This is a genomic window from Psychrobacter sp. JCM 18900 (assembly GCF_904846625.1).
GTDB lineage: Bacteria > Pseudomonadota > Gammaproteobacteria > Pseudomonadales > Moraxellaceae > Psychrobacter.
This window is the reverse complement of sequence record NZ_CAJHBL010000002.1, coordinates 1-24,222: the sequence shown is the minus strand read 5'-3', so window position 1 is coordinate 24,222 and position 24,222 is coordinate 1. Positions and strand designations below refer to the sequence as shown.

Annotated in this window: 14 protein-coding genes and 1 pseudogene; 12 read left to right on the top strand and 3 right to left on the bottom strand. The window is 43.2% G+C overall.

The window, feature by feature from the left end:
• The first annotated feature begins 218 nt into the window (after positions 1–218).
• Entirely contained in the window at positions 219–992 is a 774-nt protein-coding gene (gene truC, locus JMX96_RS03015; RefSeq protein ID WP_413786728.1) for a tRNA pseudouridine(65) synthase TruC, read from the top strand.
• A gap of 288 nt (positions 993–1,280) precedes the next feature.
• Positions 1,281–2,144 carry a tetratricopeptide repeat protein gene (locus tag JMX96_RS03010; RefSeq protein ID WP_201567266.1) on the top strand — a complete coding sequence of 288 codons (864 nt, stop codon included), beginning with the start codon at positions 1,281–1,283 and terminating at the stop codon, positions 2,142–2,144.
• Between the two features lie 494 nt (positions 2,145–2,638).
• Here JMX96_RS03010 and JMX96_RS03005 read toward each other — a convergent pair whose 3' ends face one another.
• Complete coding sequence (locus JMX96_RS03005) at positions 2,639–3,511, bottom strand: alpha/beta fold hydrolase (protein ID WP_201567265.1); 873 nt, start codon at positions 3,509–3,511, stop codon at positions 2,639–2,641.
• A 7-nt stretch (positions 3,512–3,518) separates the two neighbouring features.
• The gene (locus JMX96_RS03000; RefSeq protein WP_227676881.1) at positions 3,519–4,310 is read right to left on the bottom strand and encodes a class II aldolase/adducin family protein; all 792 of its coding nucleotides are present in this window, start codon (positions 4,308–4,310) and stop codon (positions 3,519–3,521) included.
• Positions 4,311–4,395: 85 nt separating this feature from the next.
• Here JMX96_RS03000 and JMX96_RS02995 point away from each other — a divergent pair, with 85 nt between their 5' ends.
• The 10 genes and pseudogenes from JMX96_RS02995 (at position 4,396) to JMX96_RS02950 (ending at position 15,653) form a co-directional block, all read left to right on the top strand.
• A complete protein-coding gene (locus JMX96_RS02995; protein ID WP_201567264.1) occupies positions 4,396–5,085 on the top strand; it encodes a Crp/Fnr family transcriptional regulator in 690 nt (229 codons plus the stop codon).
• A gap of 141 nt (positions 5,086–5,226) precedes the next feature.
• Entirely contained in the window at positions 5,227–6,945 is a 1,719-nt protein-coding gene (locus JMX96_RS02990) for a phosphoethanolamine transferase (protein ID WP_201567263.1), read from the top strand.
• Between the two features lie 106 nt (positions 6,946–7,051).
• The gene (locus tag JMX96_RS02985) at positions 7,052–7,735 is read left to right on the top strand and encodes a response regulator transcription factor (protein WP_201567262.1); all 684 of its coding nucleotides are present in this window, start codon (positions 7,052–7,054) and stop codon (positions 7,733–7,735) included.
• A gap of 139 nt (positions 7,736–7,874) precedes the next feature.
• Positions 7,875–9,215 (top strand): sensor histidine kinase, encoded by a 1,341-nt coding sequence (locus tag JMX96_RS02980; RefSeq protein WP_201567261.1) that lies wholly within the window; start codon positions 7,875–7,877, stop codon positions 9,213–9,215.
• Positions 9,216–9,393: 178 nt separating this feature from the next.
• Positions 9,394–9,867 (top strand): diacylglycerol kinase, encoded by a 474-nt coding sequence (locus tag JMX96_RS02975; protein WP_201567260.1) that lies wholly within the window; start codon positions 9,394–9,396, stop codon positions 9,865–9,867.
• A gap of 114 nt (positions 9,868–9,981) precedes the next feature.
• Entirely contained in the window at positions 9,982–10,806 is an 825-nt protein-coding gene (locus JMX96_RS02970) for a PAP2 family lipid A phosphatase (RefSeq protein WP_201567258.1), read from the top strand.
• A gap of 271 nt (positions 10,807–11,077) precedes the next feature.
• Positions 11,078–11,692 (top strand): annotated as a pseudogene (locus tag JMX96_RS02965) (YceI family protein).
• 121 nt (positions 11,693–11,813) lie between these two features.
• Positions 11,814–13,202 (top strand): c-type cytochrome, encoded by a 1,389-nt coding sequence (locus JMX96_RS02960; RefSeq protein ID WP_413786732.1) that lies wholly within the window; start codon positions 11,814–11,816, stop codon positions 13,200–13,202.
• An 81-nt stretch (positions 13,203–13,283) separates the two neighbouring features.
• Entirely contained in the window at positions 13,284–14,885 is a 1,602-nt protein-coding gene (locus tag JMX96_RS02955) for a flavin monoamine oxidase family protein (RefSeq protein WP_201567255.1), read from the top strand.
• An 87-nt stretch (positions 14,886–14,972) separates the two neighbouring features.
• On the top strand, positions 14,973–15,653 hold the full coding sequence (locus JMX96_RS02950; RefSeq protein WP_201567254.1) for a c-type cytochrome: 681 nt from the start codon (positions 14,973–14,975) through the stop codon (positions 15,651–15,653).
• A 150-nt stretch (positions 15,654–15,803) separates the two neighbouring features.
• On the opposite strand, the gene JMX96_RS02945 is transcribed toward JMX96_RS02950, so the two are convergent.
• The coding region (locus tag JMX96_RS02945) for a VCBS domain-containing protein (RefSeq protein ID WP_201567253.1) at positions 15,804–24,222 on the bottom strand (8,419 nt) is incomplete at its 5' end.

Here is a 24,222-nt window from a genome sequence, read left to right as displayed (position 1 = left end):
AAAGTGTTGAATGGTTGTTGGTACTTCCATGCTCAATACATCGGCAACTGACGTATTATCATTTAGCGTCTTACCATTTATATTAACGCTGCTGCTAATGGCAAAGAGATAAACAACGGTACGGTAGTTTTATTGCTTACTTTCTCTGCAGTACTATCTAAATTTATTATGCCACTACAGGTACAATAAAAAGGATATATAATTGACGCATCTAAAATATGAGCACTGAAAACATGGATATCGAAGGCAATACGGCTGATCAAATAGAAATTATCTATGAAGATGAGTATATAGTAGCGATTAATAAAGAAGCTGGTCTGTTGGTTCATCGCAGTTGGCTGGACAAAGGTGAGACACGCTTTGCCATGCAGCTCACCCGTGACGCGGTAGGCTGCCATGTGTTTCCAGTGCATAGGTTAGACAAACCCACATCAGGTGTGTTGTTGTTTGCCAAGAGTTCAGCCGTGGCACGTAGCCTTACCGAAGCGTTTACTGAACGCAAAGTGACCAAGCAATATTTGGCTGTGGTGCGCGGCTTTATGTCTGAGCAAGGTACTGTTGACTATGCGTTGAGCTTTAAGCCTGACGCCATTGCCGATAAATTTGCCAACTTAGATAAACCTGCTCAAGAAGCGGTCACCCACTGGCAAAGTTTGGCACAAATTGAGCTGCCATTTGCAGTATCAAAAAAGCATGCCACTAGCCGCTATAGTCTGGTTCGCTTAACGCCTGAAACTGGACGCAAACATCAGCTGCGTCGGCATATGAGACATGTATTCCATCATATCGTGGGTGATACCAGTCACGGCGATATACGTCATACACGGTTTTTTCGTACTCACTATGATTGCACGCGTATGTTGCTGCATGCACAGACTTTGGCGCTCAGCCACCCCGTCACTGGTGAGCCACTAGTACTAACAGCAGGATTAGACGATCAATGGATGAGTATCTTAGAAGAGTTCTCTTGGGTAGACAGCGCTAAAGCCTAAACTTATCTAAAATAGTCAGTGAAAAAAGCCAAAATACGGCTGTTAAAGGTTCGGTTCCCTAGTGAGGACTTGAACACTAAGCTGTGGGCTAATGGTATCAACGTTTTAACTCGCTGAGATAGTCTCAGTGTACTTCATGGTGTACTTACCATGCATATTCTATTCGTGATCGGTGCGCTATACAGGCATCGAACATATTCCCATAATGGATGTTATGGTAGCTAGACCCTACAATTCTAACTTAGATGATAATCTAAACAAATAAAACCTCCTGAGTGAATGTATTAAATGACCTTGTTTAAAATTTCATTATCCGTAGTCCTTACATCCTTATCTATATCATTGATAAGTTGTCAGAAGGATTCAAATGTTGATAAACAAAGTGTTTATCAAGCGCAATTAGTGGCTGAAGACGAAAGCCATGACGTTGAAAGCTTAAAAGAACTAGCTGAAATAGGTGATGCTTTCGCACAGCATAATCTGGGTGTTATGTACGAACAAGGTAAGGGAGTCGAGCAAGATTACACCAAAGCGGTAAAGTGGTTCAAAAAAGCTGCTGAACAAGGTTTCGTGGAATCTCAACATAATCTAGGTGTTATGTACGAACAAGGTAAGGGAGTCGAGCAAAATTATAATGAGTCAGCAAAGTGGCGTCTAAAAGCTGCTGAACAAGGTTTTGCATTATCTCAATATAATTTAGCGCTTATGTACGATGCGGGTAAGGGAGTTGAGCAAGATTACACCAAAGCGGTAAAGTGGTTCAAAAAAGCTGCTGAACAGGATTATGGACCAGCACAACTTAATCTTGGTTATCATTATGTAGAGGGAGTTGGTGTACCGCAAAATCCTAATATAGCAATGAAATGGTATACAAAAGCTGCTGAGCAAAATAATGCAGATGCACAATATAGCATTGGTCTTCTATACTACTTAGGCGAGGGATCAGAAAAAAATTATGTTCAGGCAATAAAATGGTTTACAAAGGCTGCTGAGCAAAATAATGCAGATGCACAATATAATCTTGGTCTTATGTATATTAAAGGGGAAGGTGTAAAGAGTAACAGTATTGACGCGAAAGAATGGTTTAAAAAAAGTTGTGAAAATGGAAATCAGATAGGATGTGATAATTATTATAGTTTGAGTGAATTATAGATAATGACTGAGCTTAACACCTTTGCTGTTAAGCTAGTATCTACAATGTGAAGTTACGGTATACCCCAGCGGAACCAGCTATTTCACCCCAAAAACCTATTAACAGACTACTTAAAACAGACTGGTATAATGGAACCACTTATAACAACTTTTAAGAATAGTTATATCTGTTAGGCTTTACTCGATTACTTTATATTCTCATAATAAACTTAAAAGATAGACTCTTAGACTACGCTCCAGAACCTCAAGTTTTTCAAAATATCTTTTTATCAAGTCATCAGTATTTTGTAGCACTGCGCATATAGGCCACTTAATGATAACTCGCCGTTTTTTGGTGATCATTTTATCAAAAACCTTTTGCACAGTTTTGTGATTACGCTCACGGATATTAGTCTCATTTAGAATGATGCATTTTTTGAGAGTTAAAGGATGATAAGAGAATAACAAACGCAGAGCACCATTTGATGCCCTGCGTCCGTTAGGTTGAACGGTATTTACAGAATACTGCGTCTAAATTGTAGATAGGCCGCTGTGATTGCCGCTGCATCCTCTATCTGCGGATAATGACCTAACATAGGCATATTGGTTATATCAGCATTGGGTATCAGTTGACGATAACGATCAATCATATGCTGACCTGAGATAGGATCTTTGGCACCTGCGATCAATTTCACCGGTACAGTACTGTCGATAATCGCACCTACCCATCGCTCGCGGTATTGCTGACGCTGTGGTATATAGTTAATCAGCTTATGCATCACACCCAATCCATCATTGTGATTTAACAGCTGCCATAGCGTATCTATCACCTCTACTGTGGGCTGCGTGTCGGGGCCAAATATCCGTTGTAGACTGTCCGCAAATTTCTGCTTATTAATTAGCTTTGATACCAGAGGACCCAATGGCGATAGCAGTAGCTTCTGTACCAAGATAGGTTTGTGCGTCTCAGGAAACAGACCACCGTTTAAGAAGCATACGCTAGCAATGTGTCGCTCAGCGCTCCCTTCGACTTGTCTTGCTAGTAACTCCTGAGCCACCGTATCACCATAGTCATGCGCTAATATATGATAATCACTGACGTCCAGTTTTTCTAAAACCGCTTGATAAATATCAGCCTGTTTACTGATTAGATAGCGCGCGTTTTTAGGTTTATCTGACAACCCAAACCCCAGCATATCAAGCGTGATGACATAATAGTGCTCGGTTAGCGCGTCCCACATGCCTTCCCAGTCCCAACTGGCACTAGGATAACCATGAATCAATAGCAATACAGGTGCACTTTTATCCCCTGCATACCGAGTAAAGATTTGATGCCCGTTAATGGATTCATATTGCCCCTGCCGTTGCCACTCATCAAGAGTTATCATTAAAGACTTACTCCTCAAACGATGGATCAGTGCGGCGCAATTTTCTCAACAATGCAGGCCAGGCGATATCGCCATTCGCGCCACGGGTGACTTGCTCTGATGCAGCTTGGATACCTGCCAATATTTGTGCTGGTATCGGCGTCAAGGCACCTCCTCCGCTCTGCGCTTTGATCTGAATCTCACAAGCTCTTTGCATGATATACATGTATAAGAACGCATTGGCAACCGTATCGGCACAGGTGAGCAGACCATGGTTACGCAAAATCATAAAGTGAGCGTCGCCTAAATCAGCAACCAAGCGTACTTTTTCTTCAGGGTTTAATGCGACACCTTCGTAGTCGTGGTATGCCAAGTTGGATAGCGGAAATAATGATTGTTGCGAGATGGGTAGTAGGCCTTTTTCTTGCGCTGAGACGGCAACCCCATCATTGGTGTGCAAATGAATGACGCAATGCGCATCATCACGAGCCTCGTGTACAGCACTATGAATGATAAATCCAGCTGGATTGACTTCGAACTCTGATGGCGCTACTTTTTCGCCTGCTTTATTAACCTTTACCAGACTAGAGGCGGTAATCTCTTCAAATAACATCCCGTACGGATTGATTAAAAACTCATCCTCAGTACCTGGTACGCGCGCAGAGATGTGAGTGAATACCAAATCGTCCCAACCATAAGAGGCAATCATTCGATAACAGGCGGCAAGATTTACGCGCATCTGCCACTCTTGTTCGCTCATATTATGGTGTACACTCGAGATTGAATCGGTTGATGTCGCAGTTTGCATAGTTGTTTGCATGGTGTATTCCTTTACTGTGTTAGATATCCTGAATGATTACTTTACACCATTTCATAAAACCAAATCTGTCAAAAACATTACACTTATGAATATCAATCATTATTTAAATAACGACCCATGGTTTAGTCAATTACCAGCCATTGTGCAGCCGCTATTGGCAGGCGATGCGGTGCTAAAGGTATACCAAAAAGGCCAAATGATTCATGCCATCGGTGACAACGATGATGCGGCACTACACTTTGTCATGTCGGGTACAATTAGAGTCTGTAATGTGAGCGCTAGTGGCCATGCTATGACACTGGCGCATCTATCTAGTGGCGAGTGGTTTGGTGAGATATCTATCATAGATGACAATCCTCGCACCCATGATGCGTGGACGATTAACAAAGTAACGCTAATCTCAATTCCTAGAAATCTGGTGATTCAAACAGCGCAGTTGCATCCGATTTTATACAAGCACCTCGCGCTTATAACCTGCGAGCGAATCCGACGAGCATTTGATTGGATTGACGATGCTACCTCACTCAATACCTCAGCGCGACTGGCTAGCATGCTGATTGGGCTGATTGACACTTATGGACAGCAAATAGGAGACGATATCAAAATAGATCTGCGCTTATCGCAAGAAGAGCTTGGCTTTATGCTTGGCACTACTAGACAAACCATCAATAAAATCATCCAATCGTGGCAAAAGCAGCATCTTATCGATATGCACTATGGTTTTATCACTATAAAGGACAAACCCCAGTTGATGGCAATGATGAATCCTGCCTGACTTGAATATATAAAGCCGTCTCAACAATTCATACAACATCTAACTTATGATAGTTAGCATCAATTGCCTTAACATCTTCTTAACAGACCACTTGCTATGGTAAGGAATGACGTTTCCTACCATCTGTTGAGAAGTATCTGTATGTCCATACCTCAAGTCATCAAGACCAATGTGCTAAAAATCAACGCACCCAACGCCAATACAAAGACCAGCTACCTTAGTAAGCTCTATGATCGTGAGATAAGTCTCAGTTATCTTATTATTATCGTGGCTTTATATTTGGTAGTGACTGCAAATATTGCGTTCTTTGAGCAGGTGCTGGCTGTCTATCCATTTAGCAAAAACGTCGGATTTATCCTGTCTATTATTGGCTTGTTATTTGGACTGATGTGGCTGGTATTACAGCTGCTGTGCTATCGCCCAATTGCCAAACCCGTACTAGCTACGTTGCTGATTATCGCTGCCATCTGTGGTTATTTTACTAGCGCCTATGGAACGATATTTGATACCAACATGTTGATTAACAGTCTGGAGACCGATCAAGCAGAGGCGATGGGATTGTTTGCCCCCAGCATGGTCATTCGTGTGCTGCTACTGGGCGTGTTGCCAGCATTTATCATTAGCAAAATTCGTTTAAAACGCTTTACTTGGCAACGCAGTATTCTACAAAAAACAGTCACCTTGATACTGTCGATAGCGCTAATCGTCGTTTGTATTTTGCCATTTGGTGATCAATACGCCAGTTTCTTCCGTCAGCATAAACAAGTCCGTTCTTATGCCAACCCAATCACGCCTATTTACTCTACGATCAAACTTGGTGAAAGCTATGTCGATGAGCTACGCCGTCCTGATACTTTGACGCTGCATGCGACAGATGCGAAACGCGTGGCACCTGCTAATAGTGTGAGTGGCAGCGGCAAACCAAAACTAATGGTGTTTGTGGTTGGGGAAACGGCTCGCGCAGATCACTTCGGCTTGAACGGTTATACACGCAACACCACACCGCTGCTCTCAAAGCAGTCAGACCTTTATAGCTTTAAAGATGCCGTCTCCTGCGGAACCTCTACGGCCTACTCCGTACCTTGCATGTTTAGCTATGCAAATCGAACAGACTACGATATCGATACCGCCAAGTATAATGAAAACGTACTAGATACGCTAAGCAAGCAAGGGGTCAATGTCATTTGGCGGGACAATAACTCTAGCTCAAAAGGCGTGGCGGATCGTGTTACTTTTGAAGACTACAAAACAGCTGACACAAACCCCAACTGCGATGTTGAATGCCGAGATATCGGTATGCTTGATGGGTTTGATGAACTTGTAAAGTCAGGCAGCTCACAGAAAAATATGCCAAAAGACACACTTATTCTGCTGCATCAAATGGGCAATCATGGCCCCGCCTATTATCAGCGCTATCCTAAAACGTTTGAAACGTATAACCCTGTCTGCATGACCAATGAGCTGTCTAAATGTGATGCTCAGTCTGTGATAAATGGCTACGATAATGCGATTCGTTATACCGATTACTTTTTGAATAATGTGATTGATACGTTAAAGCCTTATGAGCAAGATTATGATGTGGTAATGGTATATATTAGTGATCATGGGGAGAGTTTGGGTGAAAATAATATCTACTTGCACGGCTTGCCCTATAAGTTCGCACCCGATACCCAAAAACACGTGCCTACGATAATTTGGTCGCCCAATAGTAATAGTATCGATACTGAAAGTCTTTCTAGTATGGTCAATCAGCCCGTGTCGCACGATTTTATTACCCCGACATTGCTTAGCTTTTTTGGTATTACGACCGATGAAGTCAAAGGTGCAGCAACTTTTTTTAAATTGGGTCATTCTAGTTGAGTGGCTAAAAATAATTTAATTCAAATAATTTGTTAAAAGTAGCTCACTACATTCGTTTTATATCGTTCAGTTCTTTTAGGTAACCACTATTTTTTAGGTCAGCATCATGTACAAGATACTCGTTATTGAAGACAACCCCGATATCGTGGCCAATATTTATGCTTTTTTTGAGCCAAAAGGGTTTGAGTTGGACAACGCGCACAACGGCTATAGCGGGCTAACACTCGCCTCAAACAATCGTTATGATGTGATATTGCTAGATGTGATGCTGCCAGGTATGGATGGCACGCAGCTGTGCAAAAAACTCAGAGAAGAGCTGCATGACAAAACGCCTGTGCTAATGCTCACGGCTCGCGATACAATCTTGGATAAAGTGGCTGGGTTTGATAGCGGCGCTGATGATTATTTGGTCAAGCCATTTTCGCTGGTTGAGCTGGAATGCCGTATCAAAGCGCTCATACGTCGCACCGAGGACGATCATTTTGCCCACAGTATTGCCGTCGGAGCGTTGTCCTTAAACAATAGTGAGCATACTATTATACGCGATGGACAATCACTGAAGCTTACCCCCACTGGCTTTAAAATATTGCACATCCTAATGAGTACAGCGCCTAGAGTCGTCAGTAAAGCTGAAATTGAAGAAAAAGTGTGGGGGCTAGACATACCCAGTAGTGATGCACTGCGCACCCATATGCATAGCGTGCGCGCACAGGTTGATAAGCCATTTGACACACCCATGATAGTCACCGTACCTGGCGTGGGCTACCAAGTTGTTGACCCTAACAAATGAGCAAGCGCGTAGTTGTGATTGCAGCATGAATTAAATAAACCTCATGTGACTTACTAACTGACTGACCGTATCGTATTTATCGCTCTGTTATATATCGCCCAGCTATATATCGCCTTCTTCTATTAGGTTGTCCCATGCCATGTTCAATATAGACTCGATAGCCAATAAGTTCAGACTGTCTTACTTCATATTCGCGTTATTACTGTGCGCAGCTTTTGTCAGTATTTTCTTGTACGCAGAGAGCCGAATAGAGCAAGATTTGGTCAAGGCTCGCCTATTGCAGCAGCTAGAGCTTAGCCAAGAAAAGCATGGTGAGCAGCCTATTTATGTCGCTGACCCAGGTATCAAGATTTATCGCTATGACAAAGCACCTGCTAGTTTACAAGCGATAGCCAATAACACGGTGCAAGAGACCTCTGTCACTGTTAATAAAGCCTCTGGAGCAGGTCATGCCAACCTGCATCTTTTTGCCTACACCCAAGACGGTCAAACCTATATTTTGACTTACCTAGAAAACACCGAAATGGTGATGGGAAATTATCCAGTCTTGGCGATATTTGAGCACCTAGAAGACATATTTGCAGATACGCTAAAAGTAGCCGTTATTTTAAGCTTACTTATCGCCGCTATCTTCTCTCAGTTGTCTTCCAAACAAATCATTAAGCCTCTATTGGACTTAAAGCAGGCCGTCGAGACCGATCATCACAACTTAAGCGATTTAACACATTTGCCATCTGAGGTTGGTGTCTTGGCACGGGCTATCGATGATAAAAACCACAAGTTAGAACAGTACCTCAAGCGCGAGCAACTGTTTACTGGTGATGTCAGCCACGAGTTACGCACACCGTTGACTATTATCATGGGGGCTTCCGAGGTATTGGCCTCGCAATTAGACGCTGACAGCCACTTAAATGAATTTACCAATCGCATTAGCACTACTGCCAAAGAAACTTCTGAGATTATCACTGCCCTGCTTCTACTATCGCGCGCGCCTGAAAAGTTAGACGCACCGCAAACCTCTATCAATAATATCGCTTTAGCAGAAATGCAGCGCCTGAAGTATTCGCTGCGGTATAAGTCTGTCACTTGTCAGGTAATTGCTGAGCAGGAATACAGCGCTTACGTACGCCCCGAACTCCTAAAAATGGCACTAGGCAATCTCATAAAAAATGCGTTTCAATATACTGATGATGGCGAAGTAGCCATTACTATCGATGACGAAAAAATCACGGTGACTGATACTGGCTTAGGTATTCCTGAAGCAATGATGCCTTTACTCTATGAACGGTTTGAGCGATTAGAGTCTCAGTATAAAGACGAGCAAACAATTCTGTTGTCAGAGCATGAGACAAAACATAAGGTTGAAGGATCAGGTCTAGGACTCAGTATCGTCCAGCGTATCATGTCACATATGGGCTGGCAGCTCACTCACCAAGCCAATCGCTCAGGTGGTAGCACCTTTAGTATTTATTATAAATAACCTTGTGATAGTCCAAAGACATCTTCATTTCCCAATCATAATTACTGATTGGGAAACGACAGGCTTAAACAACCATTACGCTTTATTCTCCTTCCTATATAGCCTCTTAACGTTTTCTTAACCTCTCCCGTCTTATACTCAGGCTATCTTAATTTTAATAGACCATTAAGAATGCCCTATGAAGCAAATTACTCATACCAACCTTGTAGACCCATCAGCCGAGCATAGTTCTATCAATCAGACGACGCATGATAATGCACTCGCAGCTGATAGCTTTGCAAGTCATGCCAAAGGTAAAACGGGAATCCTTCGCATTATAAAAGCCACTAGTTACTCTATAGATGGCTTTAAAGCCGCATATAAATTTGAAGCGGCTTTTAGACAAGTCGTGTGGCTCAACCTTGTACTGCTAGCTGCTGTCATCGTTATGCCTTTTGCGCTTGGTATAAAAATGATGCTAGTCGTCGCTTCTTTTTTGTCGTTGATTGTTGAGCTGCTCAATACAGGAGTTGAAGCCTGTGTCGACCATACTTCGACCGCCAAACACCCGCTCGCAAAAATCGCAAAAGATGTCGGCTCTGCAGCACAGTTTTTGTCTTTATGTTTGTTAATGGTTTTATGGGTAATGGCATTATCTGCTCTATTTTATTAAAGCATGGCGAGCATTCGTCTAACAGCGAAACGCGTTGCTAGCACTATCTTAAATAATAAAACGAAGGTCGTATTAAAATCCATCAACATCGCATATATGTTAACAGGTGTAGTCATGACTTCAGAAAACAACGCAATGACTTGGGACTGGCTAAAACTACTGTGCGTGACCATCATGGCCACCTTAATTTTTGAGCATAGTCAGTTAGATGTACGCATCAGTGAGCTTTTTTATAACAATGGACACTGGCTACTCGAAAAAGGCGCGCAGCCTTACGCATTTATCTTTTATGATTTGCCCAAAGCATTATTGATTCTATTGGCTATCTACCTCATAGCGGTTTTAATCATCAAGTATAGACAGTCAAGGCTTAATGCTAATGCCCTAAACTGCCATAAGCTAAATCACAGTAAGCTCAACCATAGTAAGCTTGATAAATTTCTGCTTCCTTTACCTATGCGCGAGATTGGCTACCTACTGATTATATTAGCGATTGTACCTGCTACCATTGCCACGCTCAAAGGCGTCACCCATGTTAGCTGCCCAAATGACTTGGTTATTTTTAATGGGGATTTGCCCTACCTCAACCTATGGCAAAACATCGTAGCAGCAACACCTGCCAGATGCTTCCCAGCAGCTCACGCCAGCGCAGGGTTTTCCTTATATGGACTGGCTTTTTTACCGACATTAAGAAAATACCGCTACCAGATAGTCATATCAATAACCGTTTTGGGCTGGACAATGGGACTGTATAAGATGCTGTTTGGTGATCATTTCTTTAGCCATACTTTGGTCTCAATGCTGCTGTCATTAACCATAGCCTGTGCGCTCGCAGCCCTATTTTTCAAACAATTGATTAAAAATAAAGCACACAGCACCAACGACGATAAAAGACATACTGGTCTTAGCTTGTCTAGCATTGAGCACTCTAACACTTAAAGTCAGCACTTAGGTTCAATAATTATGCATCAGTACTGTTGCATAAGTACTCAGCTTCAATAATTAGGTATCAGTACTTAGCATCCATACTTGGAATTGACGTTCGGGCATGACAGAGTTGTTCGTTATCTCTTTACTAAAATAGCACTACTAAGTATTTGAAAAACCCTGTATAAATAATAAACAATCACTGGCTTATTGTTAAGCAAACGCAAGGATAGCGCTTGTAAATAAGCTCTTCTATATCAATAGTCGATAAAGGAATGTAGCTATGCGCTTGTTGTCTACTAGGCCAGAATCATCGCATATCTATTCTTTTTTGACCATTCCATTATTATTCGTAGGCACTGCAAATAGCAGTCAAGCTGCTAGTTACGCTATTAATCCTGCCAACACTCATATTCGATTTGCTATCGAACGCTTTAAGAGTTCAGCCACGACTGGTGGCTTTTATAATATCAAAGGTCAATTGCAATACGATCCAAACCGAAGAACAGGCGACATCTCACTGATCATACCGATAAACTCCCTAAATACGGGCAACCCTTCTTTTAATAATAGTCTAACGGGGCCTGAGTTTTTTGATATGCAGAGGTTTCCTTCAGCGCAGTTTGAATCGACAAAATGGCATTTCAATTAAGATAAAAAAAGCCCGCAGGTCACTCGGGTAGATGGACAACTGACCCTGCATGGCGAGACCCACCCAATTAGCCTAACCGCAACTAAGTTTGATTGTTATCTAAACACGAGCATCAGAAAGGATGTTTGCGGTGGCGAGTTCACTGCTACGATTAATCGCACAAAATGGAATATCAATAAATTCGCTTGGTTCGGACTGACCAAAAACCTTGACTTAAGTATCAAGGTCGAAGCCGCCAGACAGTAGTATTTTTAATGTTTCGCCACTGTCTGAATGGATACTGGTAGTGATTTGCAGAAAGCTTAAAAAGGAATTAGACATGATTCATCGGTATTATAAAAGCATTACGAAACCATTGTCTGCAATCATGCCAGCATTGTCATTTTCTTCGATAATAACACTGACATTGGGATTCAGCTTAGTGTCTACCGTCGTGATGGCAGGTACGGTCAGCCTGCCAATAGACACTTTGCCCAGTCGAATAACCCTGCCAAATGTCAGCCCTGCTAATAGTGCGCTTGCCAACCGCGGGGCTTACGTGGCGCGTACCGCTGACTGTATGGCTTGCCACCGTGATGACTATAGTGGCGGCGTACCGATTGAGACACCCATTGGCAATATCTATTCGACCAATATCACACCATCGACGCGCTATGGTATCGGCAACTATACCGAATCCGATTTCAAAAAGGCGTTGCAAAAAGGTCGTGCACCCAATCATCAGCTTTATCCTGCGATGCCTTATCCGTCTTATCATAGCATGACAGATGAGGATATCAGCGCCTTGTTCGCCTATTTTCAGACCGTTCCTATCGTAGACAAACCACCTGAAAAAACCACTCATTTGCCTTTCCCGTTAAATATTCGTAGCTTGATGCTGGCATGGAATGTCATCAATGTGCCCTCTACTGAAAATCGTTCAGGGCTAACTGAAACTCAGCAGCGCGGTGAATATTTGGTCAATAACTTAGAGCACTGCGGCACTTGTCATACACCGCGCAACTTAACTCAAGGCCTCGATAAAGACCGCTATTTATCCGGCGCACCACTTGGTAAATGGTTTGCACCAAATATCACGCCTGACAACGATACGGGTATCGGCCTTTGGAACGAAATGGATATCGTAACTTACCTGCGTACAGGCACGCTTGATAAGCGCGCTTATGCGGGCGGCCCGATGGCAGAAGCCGTGGCGCACAGTACGCGTTATCTCACTGATGAAGACCTGATCGCGATGGCTGACTACTTAAAAGTCGTCCCAGCCATTAAGACCGATGATTATCTGATACCAGTCAATGTGTCTCGCCTGCCGCAGCCAGTCAGCAACTCCATTACTTATAACTTACTGGAGCAAAAAAACTATTTGGCACAGGCAAAATCTGAGACGGTTACTAGTGTAGATAGTATGGTCAGTTCGCACTATGTAAATAATAGCAATTCGCCAAAAGATTTATATCTCATCCATTGCGCCAGTTGTCATGGGGTCGATGGTTACGCCCAGCCCGATGCACGCTATGCATCCATCGTTGGCCTCAGTAGTATTCGCCGCGTAAAACCTGATGCACTTATCAGTGTGATTGCGTTCGGTGCAGAAGGCGCATTTAATACCGCACCAAAGATGCCTGGCTTCTCAGAAGATTTAAGCCCTGCACAAATCGCTAGCATTACTAACTACGTACGAGTCACCTTTGGTGGTTTACCCAACAGCGATGTCAGCGCGGCGGATGTCACACGTGTGATAAAAGAAAAAAGCTAACCATAAGACTAACTATAAAAAATGCGCTCTAATTTTCGCCTTTTATCATATGGCAAATACTAGCACGATAAGGATAATTCTATGAATGACCTGCTCCAATCTCCCACGCGACGACAACTGCTCTCAATGATAGGCAAGACGGCAGGCGCGACCGCGATGTATCAAGCGATGACCACGTTGGGGTTTGCATCTGAGTCGAGCTTTAAAAAAGAGATGAATCTCAAAGGCGCACCAGCTGGCGCAAGTATCGTGGTTTTGGGCGCAGGATTGGGTGGTCTAACTGCTGCCTATGAGCTGCGCAAAGCAGGCTATAAAGTGACTGTGCTTGAGTACCAAAATCGTGGCGGTGGACGTAGCTGGACACTCAATAGTGGTGACAAGTATACAGAGCTGGGCGGCGCTGAGGTCACGTGCGACTTTAAAAAAGGCAATTACTTCAATGGTGGTCCATGGCGATTGCCCATCCACCACTACGCGGTCTTCCATTACTGCAAAAAGTTCGGTGTGGCACTACAGCCATTTATCCAGACCAATGATCGTGCTTATCTACATCGTACCAATCATTTCGATGGTGCGCCTCAGCGCTTGGGCGAAGTGCAAAGCGATATTCGCGGTTATGTATCAGAGTTATTATCCAAAGCCGTCAATAAAGGCAGTCTCGATAGTACGGTCAATAAAGAGGACAAAGAAAAACTCCTCGAAGGTCTCAAGGGCTGGGGCGTGTTAGATACCAACTACCGTTACGTCAAAAGCCAAGAAACTGGTAAGCATCGTGGCTATAGTGTATATCCCGGTGGTGGTCTGATGCCTGATGCCAAGCCATCAACCCCCATACCGATGGACAAATTATTAGACTCAGGCATGTGGTCGGACATTTATACCAACTATACCGTCCATGTCCATCAACCAGCGATGTTTCAGCCCGTCGGCGGTATGGGAAAAATCGGTGATGCGTTCACGCGTGAGTGTCGCGAGATGATTACCTTCAATGCCAAAGTCACCAAAATCAATCAAGACGAAACTGGCGTCACTGTTGATTATGTTGATAGCAATAGCCCTGATAGTGCTATCAAAACCGTGCGCGCCGATTGGTGTATTTGCACCATCCCCTTATCCATCTTGACGCAGATTGATATCAATGTCTCCGCACCAATGAAGCAAGCCATGGCAGCCGTTCCTTATGATAGCTCTTACAAAGTGGGTTTGGAGTTCAAACGACGGTTTTGGGAAGAGGATGAATGGATCTATGGCGGCATCACTTATACTGATATGCCTATCTCGCAAATCTCCTATCCGTCACAAGATATGTTTAGCTCAGGCTCGGGCGTGATACTTGGCGCGTATGGATTTGGGGAAGCCTCATACAAATTTAACTCATTGACACCCAAAGAACGTATCAATGCCGCGCTCGCCTATGGCAAACAGATTCATCCGCAATATACTAAGGAATTTCGCGCTGGCACGTCTGTCGCATGGCACCGTATCCCTTGGTCGCTTGGCTGCTACGGCATTTGGAGCGAGTCCAGTCGTGAGCAGTATTACGACACACTCTGCGAGATTGATCACCGCATCATACTGGCAGGTGAGCACTGTTCGCATATTCCTGCGTGGCAAGAAGGTGCAATCCTATCTGGAATGGATGCCGCCAAACGCTTGCATCAAAAAGTCAAAAAGCTTGGATAGCCAGATTTTGAGTAATGAGCTTTGAATAACCAGTCTGCCGTTGAAGCAAGGATGATAACAATGAGACTAAGCACATTAGGAACAGTCATGAACATAGTGGTAGTAAATCCAATCAAACCATCTAGCTCACTCAGCTCGGGCAAAGCAATAACGATGCTCATGATTGGTGGGTCGATAGCCCTATCTGGCTGTAGTCAGTATAAAGCAGAAAACGTAGCCACTATCGCCAACCCGCAGACAGCACCAATGCTATTTAACAATAGTGTCGACAATCAAGCCAGTCGCAATCAGGGCGCATGGGGCGGCGTATATATGACCAAAAAAGAGTTGGCTGAACCTACCAGCAATATTGTCGATGTGCGCTCAATACCAAACATGAGTGAAGATGCCAGCATGCAGCAGTGGCTCACTAAATTTGAAGGCAGCACACAAGGTAACACGGGGTTTTTTACCACCAATGGCAAAAAACTCTACGATGACTCTTGTGCTGGTTGTCATATGCAAAAAGGTGAAGGTGCGCAAGGCGCAGGCTACTATCCACCGCTAGCCAATAACAGCAAGATGCAATCGAAGTATTATATTATTAGTGTCGTTATCAATGGCCTACGCGGCATGCCATCATTCCATAGCATGATGAATGATGAGCAAATAGCAGCTGTCACACAATACGTGCATAGCGATCTAAATAATTTCATTGATATAGTAACCACTGCTAATGTCGCACAGCTACGCCATGACTTCCCACCAGGCGCTGATCCTAGTGAGTGAGTTTACAAGAGTCGCTATTAATAGAGTCAATATAACTTTACATACCAAAATACATCTAGAAAAAGCCCTAATGTGAATGCAAAAAAACGCCACTGGATTGAATCCAATGGCGTTTTATGAAAAATCAAAATCTGTACTAGGTGAATAAACCTATAGAATAGTAGTATTCACATCAGTCTGAATCAACAGATCATGAGTACCATTGGTATCAGAGAAGCTATAAACGTTATAGCTAGTGCCACCTTGACTCCTAGTACCGCTACTGATCCACTCATCAGTCAATGTCACTGAATCACCATTAATCCCGCCATCGCCCTTGATGATTAAATCTTTATTAATCATGGCTGTATCACTAATAATATCAAGCACATCAATGGTCGACAGATTGGTTAGTGATTGCGCGCCATTACCTGTCATATCGATAACTTCAATACTTTCAAACTTAGATAAATCAAAAGTACCAAAATCGATAGTAGTATTGGCCATATTAATCAATAAAGTATCGATACCTGCGCCACCATCCATCAACAAGTTATCAGCTGCGAATACTAGCGTATCATTGCCTGCACCACCTCTTAGCGTATTGGCTCCAGTACCGCCGTCGAGGAAGTCATTGCCACTACCGCCTATAAAGATATCATCTCCAGCGCCGCCTTTATAGTTGACAGATACTGACTGTCCAGAAGCATCAACGATATCATTTTCTTCTGTACCTACAAAAGTTTTGCTAAACGCTATATCAACAGAGACAGACGGCACATTACCATCGATATCAATATAAACATCAGATGTATCCGTCACAGTCCCTTCGGTATAGGTAACTGTATCGGTAGTACTAAGCGCAAACTCTAGATCAGCTTCTAACGGTACAGACGAATTAATTTGTAGGTCATTGATCTGTTTAAGAGTGATACCGATAATAGTGTAGCTATTAGTCGCCTCATCCCAAATCGCAGTCAATAGCTCTTTGTTACTATTCACTCTAAAGCGTAAGACATCATCGGTTAAGTTAACACCATTATCAGTGATAACTATATTTACTGTCTCACTACTATCTGTATCTTCTAATACTGCGTTCAAATTTAATGCTGTCCATTTACCTTGATTACCAATAGTATCAGTAGGATTAAAGGTAAGACCATCAGCAACTGGTTTGACTTGCAGAGTAATATTTAATGGCTCACTGACTAGACCGCTGTCGCTAATGACTCTCATCTCAACGCCAGTCACCTCAGCACTGATATTCTCTGGTGGCTGAATGAAAATACTGTCAGCCTCTGAACTTAGATCGGTAGCATTGATTGTCCATAAATTACCATTACTGTTTTTATTACCATTGTTGTTAGCAAGTTGTTGTATATCATTACTATCTATGTAATATACCAAATAACCATCAGGTACATTGTCGATACTAATACCAGTAGCCTTATCAAACTTACCATTTACGCTACCATCATTATCTCCTTGAGTATCCCTTGAACTAATCTCATAAGGAATAGGGATAAGGGTATCTTCATTACCCACTGCTGTAACGGTGGTATCTTCTGTATCAGGTTTAAAGACATTAAGCTTGTCGGGTTGGGCAGTAACGTCAACAGTATATTGATGCTTATAAGTTTCTATGTCACCATCAATAGCCACATCGCTCACTTCCTTATGAGCGGCATTAACAAAAATAATAGCGCTACCATTAGCATCTGCGGCAGGAGTATATTGAACCTTGACACTACTAGGTGGATTGACACCATCTATGGCACCATTACTATCTGCAACATCTACGACATAATACTCTCCAGGTGCAATACCTGTACCAGCAAGCTCACTAGCTGTTACCTCAGTTGAGTTCAGTCTCGTACCGTTATATTCTAATATCCCAGCGTCTCCATTACCTCTTTTTAGATTAGATTCATCGATCTCGATATACAGTTTCCCATTAATCAATGAGACATAATCACCATCAGCACTATTCGTTAGATTGATATCTATATCAACTCTAGCATCTTCGGCTGCGACAACTGGTGATATGCCATTATGATTATCAAACGTGTCAGTGACTGGCTTGACAGTGATAGCGATGTTTTCAGTTGGAGATACATCTTCGCGCCCCTTATTATCGCGAGCAGTAAAGGTTGCATTGAAGCTTAGCTCTTGCCCCGTCTCATTGGTACTAAAGTCTTCTGGCAGCGAAACACTTATTGCATTAAGCGCTTTCTGTGGCGTCAGCGTACTGGCATCATTCACGCTGATAATCCACTGGTCTCCAATTCTTATAGCGCTCACCTGGCCTGAAGCCTCCGGATCTACAGATAGATTTGTTCCCTCTGGCACACCACTTAGCGCAATGTTATAAGCAGTGACACTACTAGCACTGGTCCCTACCAGCGTAGCATCAATCACATCCCCTAGATTAAAGCTACTATCTTCATTAGGCTCAATAGGTTTAATAACTAAATTATTAACCAAGTCAGCAGGAGGGGGATTGTTACCTGGATTTGTGCGTGTTAGCTCTAGGATAAAGTCTTTACTGTCTACCTCTTCCCTACCATCGATACCTTTTCCAGCAATATCTTGAGTAACCCCTGTTACAGTAATAGTATTTATATTATTTATAGAAAAATCAGCGCCATTATCACGCTCCAGTACTAAATCATAACTTGGCGCAATCCCTGTAGTGATGGCTGGATTAGGCACATCCACATACCACACGCCATTGGATACGATACCACCTTGTACGATAATACCATCAGGCACACCGCTGACTTCCAATCGAGTAAAGATCTCTGAGCCGTCTTGGTCAGCCGAGGTCAATGAGACGGTAACCGTCGCAGTATCATTGAATCCACTGTTATCAATACTCACATCAGTTTCAGCTAGAGCAATTGTTGGGTCATCAGTGACTGCTTGGAATGTGACATTTACCTCATTATCCGTTTGAGACGATGATGTCGTGATGAGCTTTGTGCCATCTGTTAATGTAGCCGTATCGGTGTAAGTATAGTCAAACCTGATATTAAAAGGGGCATCACTATGTTCGTTAGCACTGTTGTATTTTACTTCAATTTTATCGCTGGCATTAAAGGTGTAGTTGCCAACTTCAGGAGCCTCGCCATTAACAAGTAATACCACGTTTGCTATATCATCAGGATTTAAAGTAATTGTATCAAGTACTTCATCGCCTGCAGATGCATCCGTGGTTTTAAAAGCAGCATTAAAGTCTATCGTCGTCCATTCATCTTCGAACGCTACCACTTGCGGGTTATTGACTGTACCATCAGCAGCATCTGGAACTATCAATACAGAGACTGTCTTAGGAGAATGTGTGACACTATTGCCCGATACACGCTCAGTGGTAGTATCTTGAATATCAAAGCTAATATCACCTGCAAAGTGCTCTGGGGTGGTCAACATAGCACCACCATTCTGAATAGCAGCAAGCGGCACTGACCACACGCGATCCGCACCACTACCTCCTAAGAACACCACACCAGCGCCTATGATATTAAAACCTTCAGGTAGTCCTGTTATGCTATAGCTTATCGCTTCAGGTTGCGGTGAGCCACTATCATAAGGCGCTATTGACATAGCATCATCAAAGAAGTCTGATACTGCGATACTGTTGGTACTCAAACCTTCAGAATTGGGCTGGTCTTCGGCAATTACTTTAGTGTAATTTACATTTTCGAGGTCAACAGCCAGATCATCATTTAAGATAAGATCAGCTTTACCAATGACTTTAATAGGTAAGTTGAGTGTAGTGCTTTGCGTACCGGTTGTCCCTTCTTCCTGACTAACTGCTGATACTTTTAGAGTTACTGTACCGCTGTAATTTTCAGCAGGAACGAAATATAAATTAGTCACATCATTAGTATAGTTAGGAATGATGACCGAGCCACTACTGGTATCTAGTAGTGTTATTACACCTTTATTATTTTGATACAGCTGCCCGTCTAGTGGTATTTCTGAAATGGTTACATCATAAGTCTCTGAAAGACTATCACGCGAGCTTGGACGGATATTAAGTGCAATGCCATTGATAGGAGTGATATCACTTCCAATAGTACCCGTTGTTACATCCCCCATATCTGCAGCGGTGGCACGCGTATTACCACCAATGATGGCCTGATCTTCAATCCCCTCGGCAGGGTCAACGGCTAAGGTAGCTGGATCCGCCACACCTGTGACGGTAAAGGTTAGATAACTCCCACCACTGGTCGCTGTCACACTAGCACCACCATCTTCATCATAATCGATGGTTTTGGCTTCTACCTTAACTGCTGTCTGAGCAGTAGCCGATTCTGAAGTGACTGTATAATCACTATAGTCTTGCGGCGGGGTCACAGTAACCGTATTCAGATAAGCGGCTGGGATATCGACACCCGTCCCATTATCTGTTAGAGCAGGCTCAGTAGTTGCACCACCATCAACACTATAGGTAAAGACCGCGCCTGCTATCGCGGTAAATTCACCGTTGTCCCTGCTACCAAACGTCAGATGCGCGTAAGTCTGTTCAGAGTCATTAGCGGCAGCGGTATGGCTTTCCTGTCCGAAGTCGACCATGTCATCTTGGTTTGACCAGCCATCTATTAGGTTAAACGTAGTACTAGTATTGGCATCAATACCACTACCAAGATTAAAGGCAGCGTCCTCTTGGGCGGTAGCGGTATAAACACGGTCTGGATTGATGGTTAGGTCATCTATAGTATCGTTATCACTACGTCCGCCCACTACTTCAGCAACTGGAGTGACAACTACTGTTTGCGTTAATGGGCTTTCTGATGTGCTGGTCACCGTGTTACCGCCATCATCATCAGTATCTGTCGTTGTCACGGTAAAGCTAAACTCAGTATCGGTTGAAGACTGTGCAGGCGGTTTGATAGAGAACGTACTCAAATCAGGTGAACTTGTCATATCAATAGTGATCGTGGTCACAACTGCTGCATTTGTGACGTTGTTGGCACTATCAACACCATCCACATAAGACCAGCCTACTGGTATATCAAACACAATACTATCAATGACTTCTGTGCTAGCACCATCTGGTTTATCCAGCACAGTAAAACCAAATGTATCAAGGGTAACTGGTGTATCTTCTTTAGTTTGAACGCCTTGATTATCAAGCCCAACTTGACCAGCTACTGGAGTGACAGTTAGGTTGACATTGATCGTATCAATCAGCTCTACAGAAGCATCTTTCTGAATACCCGCTAGGTTCGGATCAAGATCAGAGTCAGAATCATGATCTTGGGTATATAAAGATACCTCGATATCATTCATATCAAGTGAGTTATATTGATCGGGTTTAATGCGTATTATGGGCTGACCAGTACTAGTGTTAAATACTGGCTCGTTCGTACCAGTAACCGTAGCTAAGCCAGTATTACTATCTAAAATGATATTACCACTACCGTCTTTATTCGCATTAGCACCAATTGTGGTAGTTCCGTTGGCATCTACCGTTCCGCTAGTTGCAATCACATTGCCGCTAGCATCAATAAATTCAACTACTGTTCCCGGTTTAAGACCTGTAATAACAAAGCCATAGGTTTCTCTACTGCCATTAGCAGCACTTCCTGCTAAATCACCAAAGGTGGTAGTGATTGGTATATCAACAGACTTGTTTTCCTCGACTTCAGCAATAACATCATTACCAATAATCGAACTAATACCATCGTTAGGTTCAATAACATAACTTGAATCGACACCAAAGCTACTAGCATCATCACCAGCAGCGTTGTTAAGTACAGTATCGGTGACCGCTGTGACATCGATGCTAATAGTAGATGTGCTAGTTTTACCTGTAATAGGAGACCCTCCTGTCGTCACCACTGCGCCAGTACCATCAACATTGACTCTATTGCCACTACTATCCACTTCAAACGAGGTCACCGACATTGTGATTGAGATATTGCTCGCATCATCTTTAGGTGGCGTGAGTTTTATGGCTTCAAATTGATCCACCGTCATAGAGGCTGTAGCTGGACCTGAATTATTGATGACGCCGTTACCATCCAATTGTATGGTAATAGGCGCTCCTGTCGCTGTAATAGTGCCAACACCATAGTCCAATACGGTGCCATTCGGTACCCCTGTTAAGGTAACTAGACCAATACGTTCTGGAGTATCGTCAGGACTACTGCTGTTTAGGTCAGTTGCGTCAGTAATAACCGGTGCTTTCAAACCAAGCGTTACTTCGGTGTCTTCTTCAGTTGTAACGGACACGTTAGTGAGCTGAGGAGCGTCAGATACTGGATTGACCGTGATAGTCAATTTTTGACTTGTTTCTTCACGAGTTGCACCAGTAACACCGTTTGAGACATTCGCAGTGATAACTGGTAGCGTACCACTGTAATCGCTAGTCGCCACATATTCATAAGTGCCATCACTATTGAAAGTAATTTCACCGACTTTATTAGTACCTACATTGACATTCTGAGATAAGTTATTTAAGTTATCAGGATCTACAGTAATAGCTGAGCCATTACCAATCTGGAAGCTTTCTACAGTTAATTGTTCTCCAAAATCCGGATCATCAGTGTCATTTTCATCAAAGATAGTAGCAAGCACACCACCTGAGGTCGTCGTGCCATTTTCATTGATAGTAATACTATTATCGGCAAGTGCAATACCGCCATCGTTGGTACCAGTGATAGTGACTTCGACATAACGAATCTCACTTTTGCTCAGCTCGTTACCATTAACAGCCGTAGTGACACCTTTATCATCGTTAACTTGTACCGCGTAACGGATGGTCACGGTTGTGCCAGCTGGAATAAAATCGATATAATCAGCTCGTGCTTCAAAATCCCAATCTGCTGTCGTATCTGTTACTGTCGCCGGATCAATCTCAAACAATCCTCTGAGCACAGCCTCTTGATCTTCTGTAAAGTTTAGACCTGAAGAAGTAGTGATTGTAGTGTTGGCATCTTCTAAATAGCTAATGGTTAAACCATCAGTCGTATCTTTGTCATTAAAACTGATAATGCCATTTTGAGTGAGCGTTGTATCATCTGTCGGTTCAATAAATTGGGTTGAAGCAATCAAGCCATTAGAACTGGTCTTAATAGTTGGCTGATCGTTAGTACCTATAATAGTTATAGTAAGCTTAGCGGTATCAGTACTACCATCAGCATCAGTGATAGTGTACTCAAACGTTTCTTTTCGCTGTTCGCCTACTGCTAAAAACTCTATAGCGGCATTATCTACACTATAGGTATAGTCACCATCACGACTTAGCGTCAGTTCGCCAAAATTACCTAAAGTTGGAGTTATGCCATCAGCAATACCAACATCACCACCTGATGACTCTACTGCTGTTACTATGGTGGCATCTGCACCTAAGTCATCAGCTTCAGTGGGCGCAGCACCAGATATTACGTTACCCGTTGCTATAATTTTGTTAGATTGCTCATCTACATTTACATTTTCAGTAACGCTATTCTTGTCATTATTTGCAACAGGTACAGTATCGATGATCTCAATATCTAAAGTATCATTGATTGTGCCACCAATTGTATTGGTTAATACTACGTTGAACTGCTCGAATACTTCACGATTCAATACATTATGGTCTTTTGCATTGCCATCTTCAGTGTACTCATAAGTCAAAATACCCGTCTGTGAGTCATAGTTGGTAATAGAAAGCGAACCTGCACTACCTCCTGAGATAACAATAGGGTTGCTAGGAGTTGCTAGCGTCACATCCTGATCGTTTATATCTAGACTTGCCACGCTCTGAGGATTAGTAACAGTAAATATGCCAATGACAGTATCGCCTGTTGCTTCAGTAACTCTATTATCATTGATCGTTAACATAGGTACAATATCGTTATCAAGAATCGTACCAGTACCAGCCACTCCATCAATGGTCAGCTTGGTGGTTTCATTATTCTCAAGAATAGTGTCATTTGACGTCGGGTAGCTGACCGTGAAGCTTGTGACCCCAGCGGGTACCGTGATGGTGCCATCACCATTGTTGATGACGCCGTCGCTAAAGATCACATCAGCAGGGTCACTACTGTAATCACCAGCGGTCGCACTGCCGTTTGTCAGTGCAAAGTCATAAGTGACGTCCGCTTGGGTGGTGCCATTCACTGTGACTTGGTGGACCAGATTGTCCCCTTCTGTCGCGCTCGCATTGCCAACGGTTAGGGTCGGTTTGTCACCGTCGGTATTGGCAGCTGGATTCTGTGGATCATCTGATTCATCTAAGATGGTGCCGGTGGCGCTATTTAAAGTAGGATCGGTGTTTACTGTCGCATTTACCGCGCCCGTGATACTCATACCCAATACTTCTGAGACTTCATAGAAACCATCGTTGGCTGGGGTAATGGTAAACGTTGGGTTGTTAGTAGCGCCAACTGCTGGTATGGTCACTTCAATACCAGCAAGGGCTTCGGCCACTGTGTAGGTGGTTTCTAAGCCTTTAGCGTCCGTGAAGATGACTTCTTGATCAAGAATGTCCGCTGCTACTGCGCCGCCAATGCCGCCTGGCAAATCAAGCTTGACGGTTACGGTACTGTCTTTGTCCGTTGCGCCTGTTTGAAAGATCTCAAAGACGATGGTGTCATCA